The organism is Pseudovibrio sp. Ad13, from assembly GCF_001623225.1.
Lineage (GTDB): Bacteria > Pseudomonadota > Alphaproteobacteria > Rhizobiales > Stappiaceae > Pseudovibrio.
Genome location: NZ_LMCC01000019.1, coordinates 147,343 through 166,750 on the forward strand (window position 1 = coordinate 147,343; position 19,408 = coordinate 166,750).

Annotated in this window: 12 protein-coding genes; 7 read left to right on the top strand and 5 right to left on the bottom strand. The window is 51.7% G+C overall.

The features are described 5' to 3' along the window. Nucleotides 1-19 precede the first annotated feature (19 nt). Entirely contained in the window at nt 20-1,168 is a 1,149-nt protein-coding gene (locus PsAD13_RS24135; RefSeq protein ID WP_063319728.1) for an alpha-D-ribose 1-methylphosphonate 5-triphosphate diphosphatase, read from the top strand. A 27-nt stretch (nt 1,169-1,195) separates the two neighbouring features. Beyond that, complete coding sequence (phnN, locus tag PsAD13_RS24140; RefSeq protein WP_063319693.1) at nt 1,196-1,789, top strand: phosphonate metabolism protein/1,5-bisphosphokinase (PRPP-forming) PhnN; 594 nt, start codon at nt 1,196-1,198, stop codon at nt 1,787-1,789. On the opposite strand, the gene PsAD13_RS24145 is transcribed toward phnN, so the two are convergent. Next, the gene (locus PsAD13_RS24145) at nt 1,779-2,471 is read right to left on the bottom strand and encodes a TetR family transcriptional regulator (RefSeq protein WP_208982059.1); all 693 of its coding nucleotides are present in this window, start codon (nt 2,469-2,471) and stop codon (nt 1,779-1,781) included. The two genes, phnN and PsAD13_RS24145, sit on opposite strands and share 11 nt — an antisense overlap. A 100-nt stretch (nt 2,472-2,571) precedes the next feature. Here PsAD13_RS24145 and PsAD13_RS24150 point away from each other — a divergent pair, with 100 nt between their 5' ends. Together PsAD13_RS24150 and PsAD13_RS24155 are read left to right on the top strand one after the other, a co-directional pair. Beyond that, nucleotides 2,572-3,036: a (2Fe-2S)-binding protein gene (locus PsAD13_RS24150; protein ID WP_082827038.1), complete on the top strand. Its 465-nt coding sequence runs from the start codon at nt 2,572-2,574 to the stop codon at nt 3,034-3,036. A gap of 2 nt (nt 3,037-3,038) precedes the next feature. Continuing rightward, nucleotides 3,039-5,321 (top strand): molybdopterin cofactor-binding domain-containing protein, encoded by a 2,283-nt coding sequence (locus PsAD13_RS24155; RefSeq protein ID WP_063291765.1) that lies wholly within the window; start codon nt 3,039-3,041, stop codon nt 5,319-5,321. Nucleotides 5,322-5,430: 109 nt separating this feature from the next. On the opposite strand, the gene PsAD13_RS24160 is transcribed toward PsAD13_RS24155, so the two are convergent. Beyond that, nucleotides 5,431-8,415, bottom strand: coding sequence for an AsmA family protein (locus PsAD13_RS24160; RefSeq protein WP_063319694.1), 2,985 nt, complete (start codon nt 8,413-8,415; stop codon nt 5,431-5,433). Between the two features lie 366 nt (nt 8,416-8,781). On the opposite strand from PsAD13_RS24160, the gene PsAD13_RS24165 reads away from it, so the two are divergent. Further along, nucleotides 8,782-9,261 (top strand): TerB family tellurite resistance protein, encoded by a 480-nt coding sequence (locus PsAD13_RS24165; protein WP_063290330.1) that lies wholly within the window; start codon nt 8,782-8,784, stop codon nt 9,259-9,261. Nucleotides 9,262-9,276: 15 nt separating this feature from the next. After that, nucleotides 9,277-10,026 (top strand): glutamine amidotransferase, encoded by a 750-nt coding sequence (locus PsAD13_RS24170; RefSeq protein ID WP_063319695.1) that lies wholly within the window; start codon nt 9,277-9,279, stop codon nt 10,024-10,026. A gap of 50 nt (nt 10,027-10,076) precedes the next feature. On the opposite strand, the gene PsAD13_RS24175 is transcribed toward PsAD13_RS24170, so the two are convergent. The 3 genes from PsAD13_RS24175 to PsAD13_RS24185 form a co-directional block, all read right to left on the bottom strand. Continuing rightward, the gene (locus PsAD13_RS24175) at nt 10,077-10,682 is read right to left on the bottom strand and encodes a GPR1/FUN34/YaaH family transporter (RefSeq protein WP_063319696.1); all 606 of its coding nucleotides are present in this window, start codon (nt 10,680-10,682) and stop codon (nt 10,077-10,079) included. Nucleotides 10,683-10,982: 300 nt separating this feature from the next. Continuing rightward, nucleotides 10,983-14,429 (bottom strand): pyruvate carboxylase, encoded by a 3,447-nt coding sequence (gene pyc / locus PsAD13_RS24180; protein WP_063319697.1) that lies wholly within the window; start codon nt 14,427-14,429, stop codon nt 10,983-10,985. Nucleotides 14,430-14,770: 341 nt separating this feature from the next. Next, nucleotides 14,771-15,490, bottom strand: a complete 720-nt coding sequence (locus PsAD13_RS24185; protein WP_057461895.1) for a LuxR family transcriptional regulator — start codon at nt 15,488-15,490, stop codon at nt 14,771-14,773. 959 nt (nt 15,491-16,449) lie between these two features. On the opposite strand from PsAD13_RS24185, the gene PsAD13_RS24190 reads away from it, so the two are divergent. Continuing rightward, entirely contained in the window at nt 16,450-19,395 is a 2,946-nt protein-coding gene (locus PsAD13_RS24190) for a helicase-related protein (protein ID WP_063319698.1), read from the top strand. Nucleotides 19,396-19,408: the final 13 nt, after the last annotated feature.

A 19,408-nucleotide genomic window follows, 5' to 3' on the forward strand; every position in this document is an offset into this window, starting at 1 on the left:
GCCACATCAGACATCAACAATGGTCGAGCCACACACACCAATGACCTTCACCAACGCAAAACTGATCCTCCCCGATCAGACGCTGGAAGGCACACTGGCAGTCGAAAATGGCATGATCAGCGACTTAAGCGACGGCAATACGTCCAATGCACTGGACTGCGAAGGTGACTACCTCATTCCCGGTCTTGTCGAGCTGCATACCGATCATCTCGAAAACCACTACAAGCCACGCCCCGGCGTCACATGGAACGCAGTCTCTGCTGTTCAGGCCCACGACGCGCAGATTGCCTGTTCTGGCATCACCACCGTGTTCGATGCCCTGCGCGTTGGCATGGAAGACGATGCAGACCTGACTGCACAAGACATGCGGGCTATGGCCGATGCAATCGAGATCGGTCAACAAGAAGGCCGCCTGCGTGCTGATCACTACATCCACCTGCGCTGTGAGGTTTCCGCCGACAACTGTGTTGAAGGCTTTGAGCTGTTCAATGACGATCCGCGCGTTCGACTTGCATCCTTGATGGACCACACACCGGGGCAACGCCAGTTCACCTCTCTGGATCAGTTCGAGCTTTACTACAAAACCAAGAAGGGTTTTTCTGACGAACAGATGCAGGACTTTATGCTGCAAATGCAGGCCCGTGCAGATCGCAACTCCGATAAGAACCGTCTTGCCATTGCAGACCGCGCCAAAGCTGCAGGCATGATGTTGGCCAGCCATGACGACGCAACCCTCGCCCATGTTGAGGAAGCAAACAAGTTTGGTATCAACGTCGCTGAATTCCCAACCACCATGGAAGCTGCTAAGGCTTCACACGAAGCTGGCATGGCTGTGCTGATGGGTGCTCCGAACGTTGTACGCGGCAAGTCCCACTCAGGCAACATTTCTGCGCGTGAATTGGCAGAAGCAGGTTATCTGGACGTTCTGTCTTCTGATTACGTCCCAGTCTCACTTCTGCAAGCTGCCTTCTTACTGGCCCAGCAAATCGAGCGCATCTCCGTTCCTGAAGCCGTACAGAAGGTAACCAAGATCCCGGCAGAGGCAGTTGGCCTTGCTGACCGTGGTGCACTGGAGCTTGGCCGCCGCGCAGACCTTGTACAGGTGCGTATGGTTGGCGACGTCCCAATCGTCCGTGGTGTCTGGCGTGAAGGATATCGCGTCGCTTAGCACTGCGGATGAGAGGGGGGAACTATCGTGACAGTTTTGGATACAGCTCAGGAGCAAGCAAAAAAGCTTGGCCCCGGCGCACTGATCATGGTCGTAGGGCCAAGCGGTGCAGGCAAAGACACGCTGATTTACGGCTATAAGGAACTGTGCGAAGGCGATGAGAACATCATGTTCGTCCGTCGCCTGATCACCCGCCCGGCAGATGCCGGTTCAGAACCGCACGAAGCAGTCTGCCACAAGCAAATGTCAGAGCTTATCGATCAGGGCCGCGTGGCATTGTCGTGGCCAGCCCATGGGCTGACCTATGCCCTGCCAGTATGCATGGATCATCACATCACTAAGGGTGGGATTGCTGTCGCAAATGGCTCTCGAAAAGCCTTGGCAGACGCTGTCGGCAAGTATGAGAAACTGCTGGTCGTACATATTACGGCACCAATCCACGTGCTCGCACAACGCCTCTCCATGAGAGGCCGCGAAACCGCAGAGGATATCGAGCAACGGTTAAGGCGCGCAGACCTGTCCCTGCCGAAACTACCGCATCTGGTGGAGATACAAAACACAAACGACCCTCAGGTCGGCATCAAGCAGCTGCAACAAGCAATCGCGACATTTATGCGCTGAGCTTTTTCATCGCCTCCAGGCCAAGCAGATGCGCAGTGATCATGCCAAACAATGCCGGAGCAAATTCGTACTTGAGTGGAGCAAATTCTGGCTCCTCGTAGAGTGTCACCAGAACTGGTGGTGGATTGGTCACAGGCCACAGTCCGGCAACAAACACATGAATGCTGAAGAAGACACTCATCGCCTCTTCCGCATCAAGCCACGGCAACCCTTTTTGCAACGCACTCGTTGCTCGGGCAGCTTCCACCAGCAAGGCGCGCTTGAAATCACGTACACAATCAATGGAGATATTCTTCTCCATTGTCGGAGCAATTTCACTCATCAGCTCACATAGCACCTGACGCGACGCGAACATTTCAGCAAGAAGCTTCGCCATATCAGCGGGAGCCATCTCACCGGGGATTTCCTGCTCCAGATCCTCAATCAGCTTGACAAAATCACGTAGCAGCAACTCAACCAGAATGGCTTCCCGCGTTTCAAAATACCGATAAATGTTGGATTTCACGATACCTGCACGGCTGGCAATTGCCTGCAAGGTCAGTCCATCTACGCCGTCCTGCTCAAGCACGCAGGTCGCGGCACGTATAAGATCATTATGGCGCTGTGCCTTCGCTTCGGCAGATCTGGCGCGCTGAAAACTCTGGTTGGTCATAGTTTGGTGATAGGTCTCATTCCAATCCATGTCAATTAAACTTGGCAAGGTCCATTGACAAACATCTGTCAGATCATAAGTTAAGAGAACAAAAGTCTCCTAACTATAAATTTACGGGATCGCCAGACAAATGTACCCGAAAATACCTCTGACCGTGAATGGTCAAAAACAAGAGATAGAAGCCGACCCGGAAATGCCACTTCTGTGGGCGCTTCGGGACATTATGGATATCAAAGGCCCCAAATTCGGATGCGGTATTGCAGCCTGCGGCGCATGCACCGTTTTGATTGATGGGGAGGCCGTGCGTTCCTGCTCACAGCCGGTTGGAGAAGTCGAAGGTGAGATCACCACCATCGAAGGCATCTCCCAAGGCGATGAACTGCATGCCGTTCAGCAAGCGTGGATGAAACACTCCGTTCCTCAATGCGGTTACTGCCAGTCCGGCCAGATCATGGCTGCAGTCGCTCTGCTGGAAGAAAATCCGGACCCGACCGATGAAGACATCAGCGATGCCATGACCAATCTGTGTCGCTGTGGCACCTACCCAAAAATCAAAGCCGCGATCAAAGACGCAGCACAAACGCTGGGAGCTTGAAGATGAGCCGATTGGGAAAATACACCCGCCGCGCCTTTCTCGGCCTTGGCGTTGCAGCTGCCGGCGGTCTTGCCGTGGGCTTCTATTTTTACCAGAAGCCCTATGCAAACCCATTGGATGCTAAGAAGGCTGAAGGTGAAACACCGTTCAATCCCTATGTGATGATTGATCAAGACAACACCATCACCATCATCACTCCACGTGCTGAGATGGGTCAGGGCGTCCACACAACACTGGCAGCTCTGGTCGCCGAAGAGCTGGAAGTTCCACTTGAGCAGGTGGTTGTGGAACATGGTCCATCCAGCCCGGCTTACTTCAATGCTGCAATGCTGGAGGAATCCACCCCCTTCCCGTTTTATGATGAAAGTGTCTTGGCAGAACTTGCTCGCGGCTCGATGAAAATCGTCGCCAAGTTCCTCGGTCTGAACATGACCGGTGGCTCCTCTTCCACCACCGACGCCTTTGTGAAGATGCGCGAAGCCGGATATGCTGCAAAGTTCGTCCTTCTAAAAGCAGCAGCAGAACACTTCGGCACCTCAGAAGATAATCTCACACTTGCAGATGGTACCATCACAGATACAGCCTCTGGCAAGTCTGTCACTTATGGAGAGCTGGCAAGCAAAGCCGCTGCGGTCTCACCTCCAAGCGAGATGAAGCTTAAGAAAGCCAGTGACTGGAAGATCCTCGGCAAATCGCAAAAACGTGTTGAGCTGAAAGACAAAGTCACCGGAGGCCGCATTTTCGGCATCGACGTACAACTGCCAAACATGCTTTACGGCACCGTAAGAATGGCCCCGCGCAAAGGTGTCAGCCTCAAGAGCTACGACAAGACCGCAACACTCGCCATTCCTGGCGTCAAAGATGTCGTCGAAATCAGAACAATCACGGGTGAAGGCCTGGGCGTTGTTGCTGACAACACCTGGGCAGCGTTCAAAGGTGCTGAAGCCTTAGAGATCGAGTGGGACGATCCACTCTCCCTTCAAAACTCCGATCAGATGTGGTCCGCCCTTGAAGACGCACTGACGCAAGAAGCCACATTCGAGTTGGGTGGCACGGGGTCTGATGCAGAGGTCTTTACATCTATTCCGGAAAGTGAAGCCGTATCAGCGCAATACCGTGTCCCATTCCTGGCCCACGCCACCATGGAGCCAATGAACGCGACAGCCCAGCACGACGAAAACACGATCCGTGTCTGGACTGGAACACAGGCCCCCGGCCTCATTCAGTCTGTTGTCTCCAGTCACTTCGACATGGACAGCGCCGACATTGACGTTACCACTACCCGTCTCGGTGGAGGCTTTGGACGTCGTCTGGAAGTCGACTTTGCGCTCTATGCTGCCGTCATCGCTAAAGCAACTGCACCAAATCCAGTAAAAGTGACTTGGACGCGCGAAGAAGACACGCAGCACGACACCTACCGTCCAATGGCGATTGGCCAGTTCAAAGGTCAGGTGACACCGGATGGCAGGTTAAAGACCATGGACATGCAGGTGGCTTCCCCATCCATCATCCAGAGCGTAATGCCACGGATCTTCCCGGGTATCAGCCCCGCAGGTCCAGACAACACTGTACTCGATGGTGCCTTCAATCAGCCGCTGGATGTTGAAAACATCCGCTGTCAGGCTCACGTGGCAGATCTTCAGGTGCCTATTGGTTTCTGGCGCTCAGTCGGTAATTCAGTCAACGGTTTCTTCCATGAGAGCTTTATGGATGAGGCCGCACACAAAGCTGGTAAAGATCCACTTGAGTTCCGCTTAGCTCATCTAACCAGCGATGAATTCCGGCCAGCACGGGAAGCCCTGAAGCGCGTCGCAGAAATGTCCGGCTGGGGTACCCCGTTACCCGCTGGCAAAGGCCGCGGCATCGCCCACGTTCTCTCCTTCGGTACGTGGACCGCACAAGTGGTTCAGGTTGATGTCACCGACAACACTGTCACCATTGAGGAAGTCTGGGCCGTTGCCGATCCGGGCATCGTTCTTGATCCGGGTATATTCAAGGATCAAATCATGTCCGGTATCAACTTCGGGCTCAGTCAGGCGCTGGGACAGGAAATCACATGGGTTGATGGCGAGATCGAACAAGCAAACTTCGACACGTTCGATGCCATGCGCATGTATCAAGCTCCCAAGATCACCATTGAGTTGCTGGAGAATTCTCCACGAATGGGTGGTGCAGGCGAACCTGGTACACCACCATCAACGCCAGCATTGGCAAATGCGATCTTCGCAGCAACGGGCAAACGTATCAGACAGATGCCACTCAGCAACGAGATCGACTTTATCTAGAGAGCGTTCCGTTTGATTGCATTCAATCAAACGACAAGAATTCGCTCAAAGCAAAAAAAGCCCGGAGCATTCACCGCTCCGGGCTTTTCATTTCTGTATGGAGGCTTGATCAATCGGAGAGGAAGCCAGCTGGCATTCCAAACGCTTCTTCCAAAGAGCTCAGTGTCGCATCCGGATCCGCTGTACCATCGGCAACCGCTTCCACATTCACATTCCCCGGCCCACGCGGCACCACATCACGGCGCTTCAAGTCCCGTTTCGGAGCTGCGATCACCCGTGATTTCTTCGGTGTTGTAGCTGCAACCGCAGGCGTTGACGCCTCTCCCGGCTTGGCTACAGGCATAACAACCTTAGAGGTATCAGTGTTCGCAACGGCTCCTTCGGCAAGAGGAGGCAGATCACCATCCCCAACCGAGGCTGTAGTCACATCATTATCTTCCACTGATGGCTGAGCAAGCACGGCTGGTTCAGCTGCCACATCCTTAGCAGCTTCAGGTGACGCAACAGCCGCATCTCTTGCAGCAGCAGCCCGCAAACGCTGCGCCTCTGCAACTGTCTTTGCAGTATCAAGATCCTTCGCCAGCTTTTCAGAAAGCTTTTGTGTCTGCTTCACATCACCAAAAGACGCGCTTGCATACTCCTGAACATCGACGGGCTCAAAGCTCGGAAGGTTGATCGATCCACGGATCTTCAGCGGTGTCATATCCGCAGTCTGCGTCGTTGCAGCTCCCTCATCATCCAGCTTGGACTGATCGAGCAGGCTTGGCTGCAAATACCACAAGACCTCACCATCTTTGATGTTGATCGCACCGCGTCCTTCAACCAATGCAGTCTTGCTTTGCAACGTCAGTGCCTGAAATTCTGCAGTACCCTGATCAAAGATCACATCAGCACCCCAGCTGGAAAATTCAGTCTGATCATTGTCCGTAAACGGCCAACCTGTAATGCCTTTGCCTCCGACAGAAGCAACCAGCCGGTCCACATCCAATTCATGCAATATGCCGTTGCCAAGCTGAAAGCTGAGCGCTCCACCCATATTGGCCCAGAGGTCACTCGGTGTCTTACCGGAGGTGTTCACATCCATTTCAGCATACAGATTACCATCAACCCGCGGCATATCACTGAGCGATGCAAGGAATGGAGCCGCATCAATACCTTTTAGCGAGAACTCAGCAGAGATACCCGGTTTAACCGTTGCGCCGTTCAGAAGAAGCTTGCCAGCGCCCTCACCTTGATAAAGGCCAACACGGGCAACATCCAAAGCCAGTCGACCATCAGACAGCGCTGCTTTCAGCTCTGCATTCCGTCCACGAAGCGCACCGAGCTTCAGGTCCTGAATGGAAAGCGCCAGGTCCAGATCAAAGCTGCGCAGGACGGAGAAGTCATAAGCGCCCTCGCCCTTGGCATTCTTCTCATCACTGCGAGAGAACATCTTATCGAAAGACGCATGCGCAACTTCCAATTCACCACTGAGCTTTGGAACTTCACCTGTATCCAGACGGCCAGTTCCTTTGAGGCTTGTGTCATCCAGAACAAACCGCGCATTCTCAAAGGCGACACCGCTATCATCAGCTTCAAACTGACCAGAAAGCTCCAGCTTCTGACCGCGTAGATAGCGAGGGAGCGGTCGACCATACCAACGGGCAAAATTGTTGAAGTCATCTGTCTGGAAAGCAAAGATCCCATCAAAGCCATCACGCAATGAGTACGGACCCGTCAAACTCCCGGAAAACATCTCACTGGAGAACGCGAGATCAATATTCGCATCAGAACGCAGACCACCCTGCAAAACAATCGGCTCACCATGCCAGCGCGCGGTGCCTTGCAGCTGTAGTGGCTGAGACAGGCCTGAGAAGACAAAAGTCAGATCCATGTCATCAAGAGCTTCGTCGCGCCCTTCAACCGCCAGCATATTTGGCAGGTGAATGTCAGCGACACGCCCCTTCCGCAGGATCGCACCACCATCAACTTCCAGCGCAGCAACCAACTCATCGTAGGATTGGCCAACGCCGTAGAAAGACGCATCCACATTGGCAAAGCCGGATGCAGGGGCGTCTAGCCCTACCAGGCGAAGCAGTTGCTCAAAATTCAAGGACTGCCCGCTGACCTGCCCCTTTAATTCATAGCCATCTTCAAGGTAGTTCAGCGCAATGTTGCCGCCAAAGCCAACAGAGCCAGCGGTAATGGAAAGGTCTTTTGTGCGAACCCCACGTTGACGGAACTGCAGCTCACTTGTCAGTGCACCACTGCCAACCCCTTCTGGAAAGGCCGCATCATGTTGCGCAGCAACGGCAGCAAGGCTCGGCAACTCAACAGAAACTTGCAATGTGCCAACAGGCCGTGCACCAAAGGCAAGCTGGCCATTAAAACGAACTTTCTCTTGAGCAGGTCCAGTTACATGAGCCTCAACAGACGTCGCGCGAGCCTCGCTCAGCGCGGTAACTGATCCAACACGCCCACCAACAACATAACGCTCGTCACTCTGATTAAACGCACCTTCTGCTGTCAGGCCATCACCGTCATGCTCAAAATTAAGCACGAGATCGATCTCAGAAAGAACTATCGGTGCTTCTTGCTCAGGTTCACTGTAAGAAACGACACCTTTTTGAATGCTGACGGTGTCCAAGTCCAACTGCTGCATAAAGGAAGCAACGCGGCCTGCAATATTTGCAGCAACCAGAGAGGCTTCCCCTTCTTCACCCTCAGAAAGCTGCGGCTGCCAGGACGCGCCGCCTTTCTGATCAAATTCAAGCGTCCACTTTGGCTCAACAAGCTCAATGTTGCGGATGATGTTGCCACCAGTCAGCAAACGCAGAGAGTTCAGCTCGAACCGGGCTTTCTCAACCCGCGCAAACTCAATCCCGTCAGCTCGCGCAACACCTGCAACGCCAACATTATCAACTTCAATCGCCAGTGTCGGAAACAGATCCACACTCGTACGCCCATCAAGACGCAGCTTCCATCCGGTTGCTGTCTCAAAGGACTCTGCAATTTGGGCCTTCAGCTGTTTCTGCGGAACGAGAAGTGGCGCAAGCACCAGACCACAAACCACAAGAGCGGCAAGAGCTCCAAAAATAAGAAGAGAGCGTTTCATTTAGTCTTAGTATCCTAGTGGACGGTTTCGTGAGGCCCGAAAAAGGACTCTCATGTAAGCAGCTTGTACTCAACAAATACAGGGCAAAAAGCCCGTAGAAAACGTCTAAATTATGATTGGTTAAAGCCTTTCAAGACCCAGAACAAAAGCACAACCTATCCTGAACCACTGCGTTCTATCATATTTGCTCCCAATTGTCGCAGTATCACGTGGCTTCAAATTGGCGTATTTCTGTCCTTTTCCTTGGCTTTTGTAATTGTTTTTGCGTATCAATAGTATTCCATTCGGATCTGAAACATCTTTAAGCACAACAGAAAAGCACTATTTTAAAGTGCAAGAAAACCAATAGTTGCACGGAGCACATGAATGCTGGACGCCCTGAAAAAGTTCTTCAAAGACCTGTCAAACGAGCAGGAAGAAGCAGGCCGCTTTTCCGAAGACGATGAACGGCTGGCGGTCGCAGCGCTCATGTTCCATATCATCGCTGTAGATGGCGAGATTGAGCAGCAGGAGCTGGACCAGTTAAAACGCGTCTTACAGCAACAGTATGAGCTGAATGAGGAAGACACAAAAGAGCTGATGGACCTCGCCAAAGTACGTGATGAGGATGCAGTTGATCTTTATGGCTTCACATCAGTCCTCAAGCGCAAGCTGGAGCCGGAGCAACGCCTGACAGTCATCGAGGCACTCTGGGAAATGGTCTACGCAGATGGGTCCGTCCATGAATTTGAAGACAACACAATTTGGCGCGTTGCCGAGCTATTAGGCGTGTCCTCCAGAGACCGCATGAAGCTTAAGCAAAAAGTAGCCAAACGACAGAGTGGCAATAGCCCTTCTTCGACCTGAAGGTTTTGATTTACAATGTTAGAGCGGAATAATCAGCACCCTGCCAAAGTTCTGGTGGTGCTGCATCAGGAAACATCAAACCCCGGTCGCGTCGGGCAGCAATTGGTCAAACGTGGGTTCGAGTTGGATATTCGCCGCCCTCGTTTTGGCGACCAACTGCCAGACACACTTGCTGACCACGCGGGCTCTGTCATTTTTGGCGGCCCAATGAGCGCCAATGACACCGATGACTTCGTGAAGCAAGAGATCGACTGGATCAGTGTTCCGCTCAAAGAAAACAAACCCTTCCTGGGCATCTGCCTTGGTGCGCAAATGCTCTCCAAAAACCTTGGTGGCCAAGTCACAGGCCATGATGATGGATTGGTTGAGATCGGCTATTATCCGCTGGAAGCAACTCAGTTCGGTACAGACCTAATGGAATGGCCACAGCAGGTTTATCAATGGCACCGGGAAGGTTTCTCTCTTCCCACGGGTGCAGAGCTTCTGGCTTCAAGCCCAACCTACAAAAATCAAGCTATCCGCGTGGGCGATAATGCATTCGGCATCCAGTTTCACCCGGAACTCACCTACGCCATGATGAGCCGCTGGACCACTCGCGCTGCAAGTCGTCTGGTGTTGCCCGGAGCAAAAAAGCGCGGCGAGCACTTCCGCGAGCGCTTTGTGTACGACCCGGCAGTTCTACATTGGTTGGAAAACTTCATGGACAACTGGATCGGTTACGCATCCGAACCCGCCAGTCACTGGTCATCTCATTCAGCTAAATAGCAAAAAGGCCCGGTCATTGCCGGGCCTTTTCATTTAGGTTTGCACTTTAGTTATTCAGCTGCAACAGCCTCTGCGCCAGACATCTTTTCTCCCGGCTGCAGGATTGGCGAACCAACTGGCAAAACATCACGACCACAAACATCCTTATAGATGATGTGCGCCATCACATACCATGCGCAGAAAGAGCACAGGATCAACACGTAACCGGCAATCACGTTGAAGATCGCTGGACCGAAGTGCCCCAGAACCAGCAGGATGAAACCGAGCAGCAGGCTACCAAAGATGGAAGCTTCTGCAGTGTGAATGTGCAGCGCACCGTAGAACATAATGCCGGTATAGATGGTGAATGGCAGCAAGAAGAAGCCGATGTCAGAATGGGAAGATGTATAAAAGCCCAGTTTGTTGCCAACAAGAATGCCTGCAAACGCCAGCCAGAATGCACCGTAAATGGTGAAAGCGCTGTAACCGAAGTTATTGCCAGTCTTTCCTGTCTGGAAACCAGCAACCAACTGCGCAAGACCACCAACAAAAACGCCAAGCCAGAGCACTGGGCCCATGTTTTCCAGAAGACCAATGTTCACCATTTGCAGAACAAAAGTCGTCATACCAAATCCAGCAAGGCCGATAACTGCTGGGTTTCCTGTTTTAGTTTGCACGGTTGCACCCTCAATAAAAAACCCAACTCTGGCCTGGTAGGAAGGCAGTTCCTAAAGATCAGAAATTGGGAAACACATTGTTGAATTAGTTGGAGCGCTGAGTACAGAAGGACACAGACAGGAACAACCGCACTACTACGGAACGTAGCAATACCTAACGTCATACATCGCAGTCAAAAACACATAACATTCTGATAAATATATATATTTTCGCCACTAAAACGAAAAAATCAGCAATGCATAGTGCTCATGCACCAAACGCATTGCTGGTTAATCCAGACTAGCAAATACCTTCAGGACTTATCCCTTAAAGGTAACAATCAGATCTTTCGCATCAAGCTGATCACCCGAAGCTACACAGACTTCGCTGATCTCACCATCACGCTCCGCATGAACAGATGTTTCCATCTTCATTGCCTCAATGGAGACAAGCAGATCACCAGCTTTCACAGCCTGACCAGCTTTCACAGCGAGCGTGGAGATAACGCCCGGTACTGGCGCACCAACCTGAAGCTCATTGTCGTCATCAACTTTACGACGCGCAGGTGTGTTTGCAGCACTGTGAGTGCGGTCGATAATACGGATGTTCCGAGGCTGACCGTTCAGTTCAAAGAACACACGCTTTTCACCGTGCTCATCAGTTTCACCAATCGCAAGACAAGAGATAACCATTGTCTTACCCGGCTCCAGCTCAGCCATAATCTCATCACCAACCTTCAAACCATAGAAGTAGGTTGGTGTTGGAAGCACACTGGTCGGGCCATACTTGTCCTGAGCCTTGGCAAATTCAGTGTAAACCTTCGGATACATGAGCATAGAAGACAGCTCTTGCTCAGAACCTTTACGGCCCAAAATACCTGTCAACTCACTACGCTTGGCATCCATGTCCTCAGCTTCAAGCAAAGACCCAGGACGAACCGTAATCGGCTCTTGCCCCTTCAGAACTTTCTTCTGCAGCTCAACAGGCCAGCCGCCTGGAGGAATACCAAGGTCACCATGCATCATGTTGACGACGGATTCTGGGAAGGAAACTTCCTTGTTCGGGTCAATAACATCTTCCGGTGTAATGCCCTGAGACACCATCATCACCGCCATGTCACCAACAACTTTGGAACTTGGCGTCACCTTCACAATGTCACCAAACATCATGTTCACGTCCGCATAGGCTTTCGCCACTTCGTGCCAACGCATCTCCAGACCAAGCGAACGCGCCTGTTCTTTCAGGTTGGTAAACTGGCCACCTGGCATCTCATGCAGATAAACTTCAGAAGCACCAAAGCGCAGATCGCTCTCAAATGCACGATACTGAGTACGAACAGCTTCCCAGTAGAAGGAAATCTGCTGAATACGGTCTGTGTCCAGACCGCTATCGCGAGATGTTCCCTTCAGAGCTTCAACAACAGAGCCCATACATGGCTGAGAGGTCAGACCTGATAGGGAATCCATCGCCAGATCAACAATGTCAGCACCGCTCTCAACAGCAGCGAGTACAGTAGAGGCCGCAATACCGGAAGTGTCATGCGTGTGGAAGTGGATCGGAATATCGATCTCATCTTTCAGCGCCTTAATCAGAACCTTCGCAGCCTGCGGCTTCAACACACCGCCCATATCCTTAATACCAAGAATATGCGCACCTGCAGTTTCAAGCTCTTTCGCCAGATTGACGTAGTACTTCAGATCATACTTCGGACGCGCGCTGTTCAAAATGTCGCCAGTGTAGCAAAGAGCTGCTTCACACAGCTTGCCTTGCTCCTGAACAGCATCCAGGGACACACGCATGTTCTCAACCCAGTTGAGGCAGTCAAACACACGGAACACATCAACACCAGATTCTGCAGCCTGACGCACGAAGTGCTGAACAACGTTATCTGGATAGTTCGCGTAACCCACACCGTTGGAACCACGAAGCAACATCTGCATCAGCAGGTTAGGTGCTTTCTCGCGTACAAGACGCAGACGTTCCCACGGATCTTCAGTCAGGAAGCGCATAGACACATCAAAGGTCGCGCCGCCCCAGCATTCCAGAGAGAACAGCTCAGGCAAACCCTGGGCATAGCTATCAGCAACCTGCGCCAAATCGTAGGTACGCATGCGTGTAGCAAGCAAAGATTGATGCGCATCACGCATCGTCGTGTCGGTAACAAGCACTTGCGGCTGAGCTTTTACCCACTTGGCAAACTCTTTAGGTCCAAGCTGCTCCAGCTTCTGACGAGTCCCGTCCATTACTGGCAGCTTGAACTTCGGCGCCACAGGTGCCGGTGCATCAGCTGGTGGTTTCGGGCGTCCCTTTGTTTCAGGGTGGCCGTTTACAGTGACATCAGCAATGTAGTTCAGCAGCTTCGTCGCACGGTCAGCTGTTTTAATGTTCTCAAACAGCTCAGGTGTGTCATCAATAAAGCGCGTTGTGTAAGAGTTGTCCTGGAAGGACGCATGCCCAATAATCCGCTCAAGGAAAATCAGGTTGGTCGCAACGCCGCGAATACGGAATTCGCGCAGCGCACGATCCATACGCGCACATACTTCCTCAGGTGTTGGGGCCCAGGCGGTCACTTTCTCAAGCAGAGGATCGTAGAAACGGGTGATCACCGCGCCGGCATAAGCCGTGCCACCATCAAGACGGATACCAAACCCGGTCGCACCGCGATAAGCGCTCAGGCGGCCATAATCTGGAATGAAGTTGTGCTCAGGATCTTCAGTCGTAATACGACATTGAAGCGCATGACCATTCAACTCAATCGCGTTCTGCTCAGGAACACCGGTGACCGTTTTATCGCCAATACGACCACCTTCCGCAATGCGGATCTGCGCGCGAACCACATCAATGCCGGTGACTTCTTCAGTAACGGTATGCTCCACCTGAATACGCGGGTTCACTTCAATGAAGTAAACCTTGCCGGTATCCGCATCCATCAGGAACTCAACGGTGCCTGCACCGCAGTAATCCACTTCGCGGCCAATCTTCAGGCCATACTCGCAAAGCTCACGGCGCTTTTCTTCATCAAGATATGGTGCAGGCGCACGCTCAACCACTTTCTGATGACGGCGCTGAATGGAACAATCACGCTCAAACAGATGTACGAGATTGCCGTGCTGATCACCAAGGATCTGAACTTCAACGTGACGGGCGCGCTCAACAAGCTTCTCGAGGTAAACCTCGTCCTTGCCGAACGCTGCTCTCGCTTCACGTTTCGCTTCAACAACTTCGCGAAGAAGCGTCTCTTCATCACGGATCACACGCATGCCGCGACCACCACCGCCCCATGACGCCTTGAGCATCACCGGATAGCCGATCTGCAAAGCAAGACGCTTCACTTCTTCCATGTCTTCAGGAAGCGGATCCGTCGCAGGCATAACAGGAACACCAGCTTTAATCGCCAGTTCACGTGCTGCTACTTTGTTACCCAGGCGGCGCATTGTATCTGGCGATGGGCCGATAAAGATAATGCCGTTCTCAGCACATGCCTTAGCAAACTCTGGACTCTCGGAAAGGAAGCCGTAACCTGGATGGATTGCATCAACGCGTTGCTCTTTCGCGACGCGGATAATCTCGTCGATAGACAAGTAGGCCTCAATTGGACCCAGGCCTTTACCCACCTGATAAGCTTCATCAGCCTTAAAACGGTGTAAAGCCAGTTTGTCTTCTTCAGCAAAGACAGCAACTGTCTGGAGACCAAGTTCGTTTGCAGCTCGAAAAACTCGAATTGCAATCTCTGAGCGGTTAGCAACCAATATTCGTTGAATAGCCAAAGTTAGGTCCCCCAGTCTCTATGTATTTTGGGGCTTTATAGTCGAGCAAATCCCTCTATGGAAAGATTAATTTATAGTCACATGAGCCATTACTATATTTACCGGGTCACAAAACATTAAGAAAACGGGGAAATTCTAAGGAATTTATCGTACAATTGAGAAAAACTAAACACGTAAAAATATATACACAAACACCGTAAATTTTGACTTCTCTAATATATCTCACGAAAAATTTTCTACTTTTACGACTAAAGGTGCAACTTTTATCCGATCGCTCACGTGCAAACAGCAGGATTCGCGATGCGAACCCTGCCGAGAGCATAGGTAGGTGTCATTTTGGCTTAACGAATTAAGCCCAGCCGGAAACCCTCGGCCACAGCATGTGTTCTGTTTGCAGCATGCAGTTTTCTGGCAGCGGAAGCCAGGTACCAATCTGCTGTATGCTGAGAGATACTCAGGATCTGACTAATCTCCCAACTTGTCTTCCCTGCAGCAGACCATTTCAAGCATTCAAGTTCACGAGGGGTAAGGCGATGGCGGGGCCGACTGGTATTAGCACCAATCAATTCGCGCACCTTATTGCTCGAGTAAATGCCAACGAGATGAAGAACACTGATTTCGCGCTCATTCAGACGTACTTCCGGCCCACCAAAGATCAACATGCCTTGATAGCCTTGAAGGCCATGCACTGGCACGCAGACGCCGTCGTACATTCCGTAATCGCGCGCTTCTGACAGAACTTGCTGTGCAGCGGCAGTAATATTGCGATCACGAGCAACGCTTGACCATAAGAATGGACGGCTTGCGGTGCGCGCCTTCGCAACAATCGGATCGTTTTGTACGTAATCACGGTCGAGATAACGTTGTTGCCACTCAGGACGCCAACCACTCAACATAATTGACCCATCAAAAGATGCGCCAGCTTCGGGGATCGCAGCGAGACAGAAGCTTGTAAAGCCAAAAGACTGGCCAAGTTCAGCAATACGCTTAGAAACACCTTCGGATGTTTCTTCATTATTAATAGATTCAACAAATTCTAGTGCAGCAGTCAACGGATTCATTTTATACACCCCTACATATTATGCCTCCAACAACCTTACTCTACGCAATATCCACTCAATATAGAAGGTGTATCTATCACCCATCTTCTATTCGAGGCTCATTGTTTTCATATTGGGAAAGAAATCTATTCAATTTAACTTCTATACCAATAGAATTACGTCCATATATATTGACATTGTTAAATTGCACTATGTCTTTTTCGAAAAGCTTAGAAGGAAAAACTTTAAACTTAAAGATCGAATTAGTATTTCTTTGGAAAAAGCTATTGTTAGGAGCAGGTTAATAAAACGTTAACCTTAGATTGCACACCCACCAATACGGATGCGTATGTAATATAGGAAAAACATTCCAGCAATTAGCAAGGTATCGCAGTTAGATTCCGTGTTTCTTTTCATTCTGCATAGATGCAAAAAACTTAACGATACCGCTGAGGGGAAAGCGGGGATAACTCCTCCCCGATGAAACTCACTGGTTAAAACAGAAGTGGCAACAAGCCTCATCTAACACTTATCCGCGGCATGTCTGGGGGCAATTAGAATTGGCAAAATTTATGCTAATACAAGACATTTACTAATGAAATCGGCTAGTAACAACGGCGAATGTGTTACACATAACCCGCAAAACTTCAGGCTTCTTGTAACCATTTAACACGATGTAACCTACCCAAAACGGCATATACTGCACGTTATAGTCATGCATCTTATTCAGCGAAAGCAGCAGGCGAACAATAACGTATACGCAAAAAACCCTTTTATGCCGGTATGAAACTGAAACTTCATTCCAGCACTCATCATCAGCATTTTTCGTCTTTATTCATTCCAGAGCTTTACAGCGATTTTCTCTGCCATATAAATGCCACTTCATTGGGTGAGGCACCGCACGAGCATTTTCAGTATCCCAGCCGAAGAATTGGGTACCGAGATACGTTTGGCCATAGACTACGGAATTGCACTTCTAGATGAACAAGAACACGCTGCACCGAACAACAAGATCACGGTCTGTCACTGCGATTTTGGGGCCAACGAACACTGGTAAGACGCATCTGGCTATCGAGCGGATGAGCGCATACTCGTCTGGCCTTATCGGATTACCACTCCGTCTGCTGGCCAGAGAAGTCTACGGGCGTCTTGTAGAGAAGAAGGGACCGGATCTTGTCGCGCTGATTACAGGCGAAGAAAAGATCATCCCGAAGAACCCACGCTTCTGGGTCTCTACTGTAGAGGCAATGCCAAAAGATCTCGACGTGGATTTCGTCGCCATTGATGAAGTGCAGCTGGCTGGCGATCTGGAACGTGGCCATGTCTTCACCGACCGCATCCTGCATTTGCGTGGCAGAGAGGAAACTCTGCTGCTTGGCTCTTCGACAATACGCCCCTTGCTCGAAAAGCTGATGCCGGGTCTGAATGTGATCACGCGACCGCGCATGTCCATTTTGACATACGCAGGTTCTAAAAAGATCACGCGCCTCCCGCGTCGCTCTGCAATCGTCGCCTTCTCTTCCGATGAAGTGTACGCGATCGCAGAACTCATCCGCCGTCAGCGCGGCGGTGCAGCAGTTGTCCTCGGCTCTCTTTCTCCCAGAACGCGCAACGCTCAGGTTGACCTGTTCCAGAACGGCGACGTTGACTGGCTCATTGCCACCGACGCTGTAGGTATGGGTTTGAACCTGGATGTAGACCACATCGCGTTCGCCGGGCACCGCAAGTTTGATGGCTATCAGTACCGCCAGTTAACCCCGTCGGAGACCGGCCAGATCGCCGGACGAGCAGGTCGACACCTGCGAGATGGTACTTTTGGTGTAACGGGCCGGGTACCCGGTTTTGACGACGAACTTGTCTATCAACTCGAATCTCACGAGTTTGAGCCCCTCAAAGTGCTGCAATGGCGCAACCCAAATCTCGATTTTTCCTCGATTCGCGCACTTTTGCGCAGTTTGGAGCATTCTCCGCGAGAAGAGGGCTTGACCAAAGCCCCTCCGGCGGAGGATATCGGTGTTCTCGAACTTGCTAATCGTGACAGGGACATTCTTTCCCTCGCGACGACGCAAGAAAGAGTTTCATTACTGTGGGATACCTGTCAGGTTCCAGACTATCGCAAGATAGCTCCGGCAAACCATGCAGATCTCGTAACAGGGATTTATTCCCATCTGATCCGGGATGGAGCCATTCCGGATGATTGGTTTAACAGTCAGATAAAACAGGCAGACAAAACCGATGGGGATATAGACACACTGGCGAACCGGATAGCACATATCCGTACGTGGACCTTTGTGGCAAACCGTGCCGACTGGCTGAACGATCCTGCTCATTGGCAGGAAGTGACGCGCGGCATAGAAGATCGATTATCAGATGCCCTTCACGAACGGCTTACACAGCGGTTTGTGGATCGGCGAACCAGCGTATTGATGCGACGTCTGAGAGAGAACAAAATGCTCGAAGCGGAGATCACCGCAACCGGAGATGTCCTTGTAGAAGGACAGCACATTGGCCAGCTTCACGGCTTCCGCTTTGCTCCGGATGCAACGGCAGAAGGACAGGAAGAAAAAGCTGTCCGTGCTGCGGCCCAAAAAGCACTAGCTAGCGAGATTGAAAACCGTGCAGAACGGTTATCCCGCGCGCCCAACGAAGAGTTCATCCTCTCCGCAGACGGCACATTAAGATGGCAGGGTGAATCCATCGCCCGCCTGATAGCTGGTGAACAGACCCTGCGCCCATCCTTGATCATTCTTGCTGATGAGCAGTTGACGGGACCTGCACGCGATATGGTGCAGGAGCGCCTTGATCTATGGATCAAGACACACATCGAAACACTCCTGAAGCCGCTTTTCGACCTGGAACAGGGCGAAGAGATCGAAGGCATCGCTCGTGGCGTGGCATACCGCCTGACCGAGAGCCTTGGTATCCTTGAGCGTCAGGAAATTTCTGATGACATCCGTCAGCTCGACCAGCAGATGCGCGGTTCACTCCGCAAGCTCGGTGTTCGCTTTGGCGCCTATCACATCTATGTCCCTGCTCTTCTGAAACCAGCACCAAGCCAGCTGCTCGCGCAGCTCTGGGCGCTGAAAGAAGGCAAAGGCGAGATCAAAGGCCTGACTGAACTTCCTCAGCTGTCCGCATCTGGCCGTACGTCCGTTCCAGTAGATCCGGAGATCGAAGGCGCGCTGTATCGCGTCGTAGGCTTCCGCGTTTGTGGTCCACGTGCTGTACGCGTCGATATTCTGGAGCGCCTGGCAGACATCATCCGTCCGCTGGTAGCCTGGAAACCCCTGGAAGAAGGCATTGAGCCGCCAGAAGGTGCACTGACAGAAGGCGGCGCATTCACCGTTACTGTTTCCATGACCTCCCTGCTCGGCTGTGCAGGCGAAGACTTCACAAACATCCTGAAGTCTCTCGGTTACCGTCTGGAAACACGCGAAGAACAGCGCCCTGTCGCCAAAAAGCCTGAAGCTCCAATTGAAGCACCTGAAGGTGTGGAAGCAGAACAAGTTGAAGGCGAAGCTGCAGCACCGGTAGCGGAAGAACCAGCAACCGAAGAGACCCCAGCTGAACCAGTAGAAGAAGCAGCACCTGCTGAAGCTTCTGAGGAAGAAGCTGGCGAGCCAGAGATGGAAACAGTTACTGTTGAAATCTGGCGCCCGGGTCGTTTCGGTGGACGTCGCAACAACAACGAACGTCAGCGCAATACACGCAGTGGCAACGAACGTCGTGGCGGTCCTCGCAGCAACAACGCTCAGCAGCGTCGCAATCCTGGTAAGCCTGGCGGTAAAGGCCGTGGCTTTAGCAAAGACCAGAACCGCGGCCAGCAAGGCAAGCCTGCTCCACGCAAAGACAAGCCGTTGGATCCGGATTCTCCGTTTGCAGCACTGATGTCCTTGAAACAGAACTTGGAAAAGGGCGACAAATAGTCGCCCCTTCGGG

Excerpts from the sequence above, each read along its gene's own strand:
- PsAD13_RS24160 (WP_063319694.1), bottom strand. The coding sequence starts at position 8,415 with ATGAAACGCTCTCTTCTTATTTTTGGAGCTCTTGCCGCTCTTGTGGTT.
- PsAD13_RS24150 (WP_082827038.1), top strand. The coding sequence starts at position 2,572 with ATGTACCCGAAAATACCTCTGACCGTGAATGGTCAAAAACAAGAGATA.
- PsAD13_RS24190 (WP_063319698.1), top strand. The coding sequence starts at position 16,450 with ATGAACAAGAACACGCTGCACCGAACAACAAGATCACGGTCTGTCACT.
- PsAD13_RS24135 (WP_063319728.1), top strand. The coding sequence starts at position 20 with ATGGTCGAGCCACACACACCAATGACCTTCACCAACGCAAAACTGATC.
- PsAD13_RS24165 (WP_063290330.1), top strand. The coding sequence starts at position 8,782 with ATGCTGGACGCCCTGAAAAAGTTCTTCAAAGACCTGTCAAACGAGCAG.
- PsAD13_RS24185 (WP_057461895.1), bottom strand. The coding sequence starts at position 15,490 with ATGAATCCGTTGACTGCTGCACTAGAATTTGTTGAATCTATTAATAAT.
- PsAD13_RS24145 (WP_208982059.1), bottom strand. The coding sequence starts at position 2,471 with ATGGATTGGAATGAGACCTATCACCAAACTATGACCAACCAGAGTTTT.
- PsAD13_RS24155 (WP_063291765.1), top strand. The coding sequence starts at position 3,039 with ATGAGCCGATTGGGAAAATACACCCGCCGCGCCTTTCTCGGCCTTGGC.
- PsAD13_RS24170 (WP_063319695.1), top strand. The coding sequence starts at position 9,277 with ATGTTAGAGCGGAATAATCAGCACCCTGCCAAAGTTCTGGTGGTGCTG.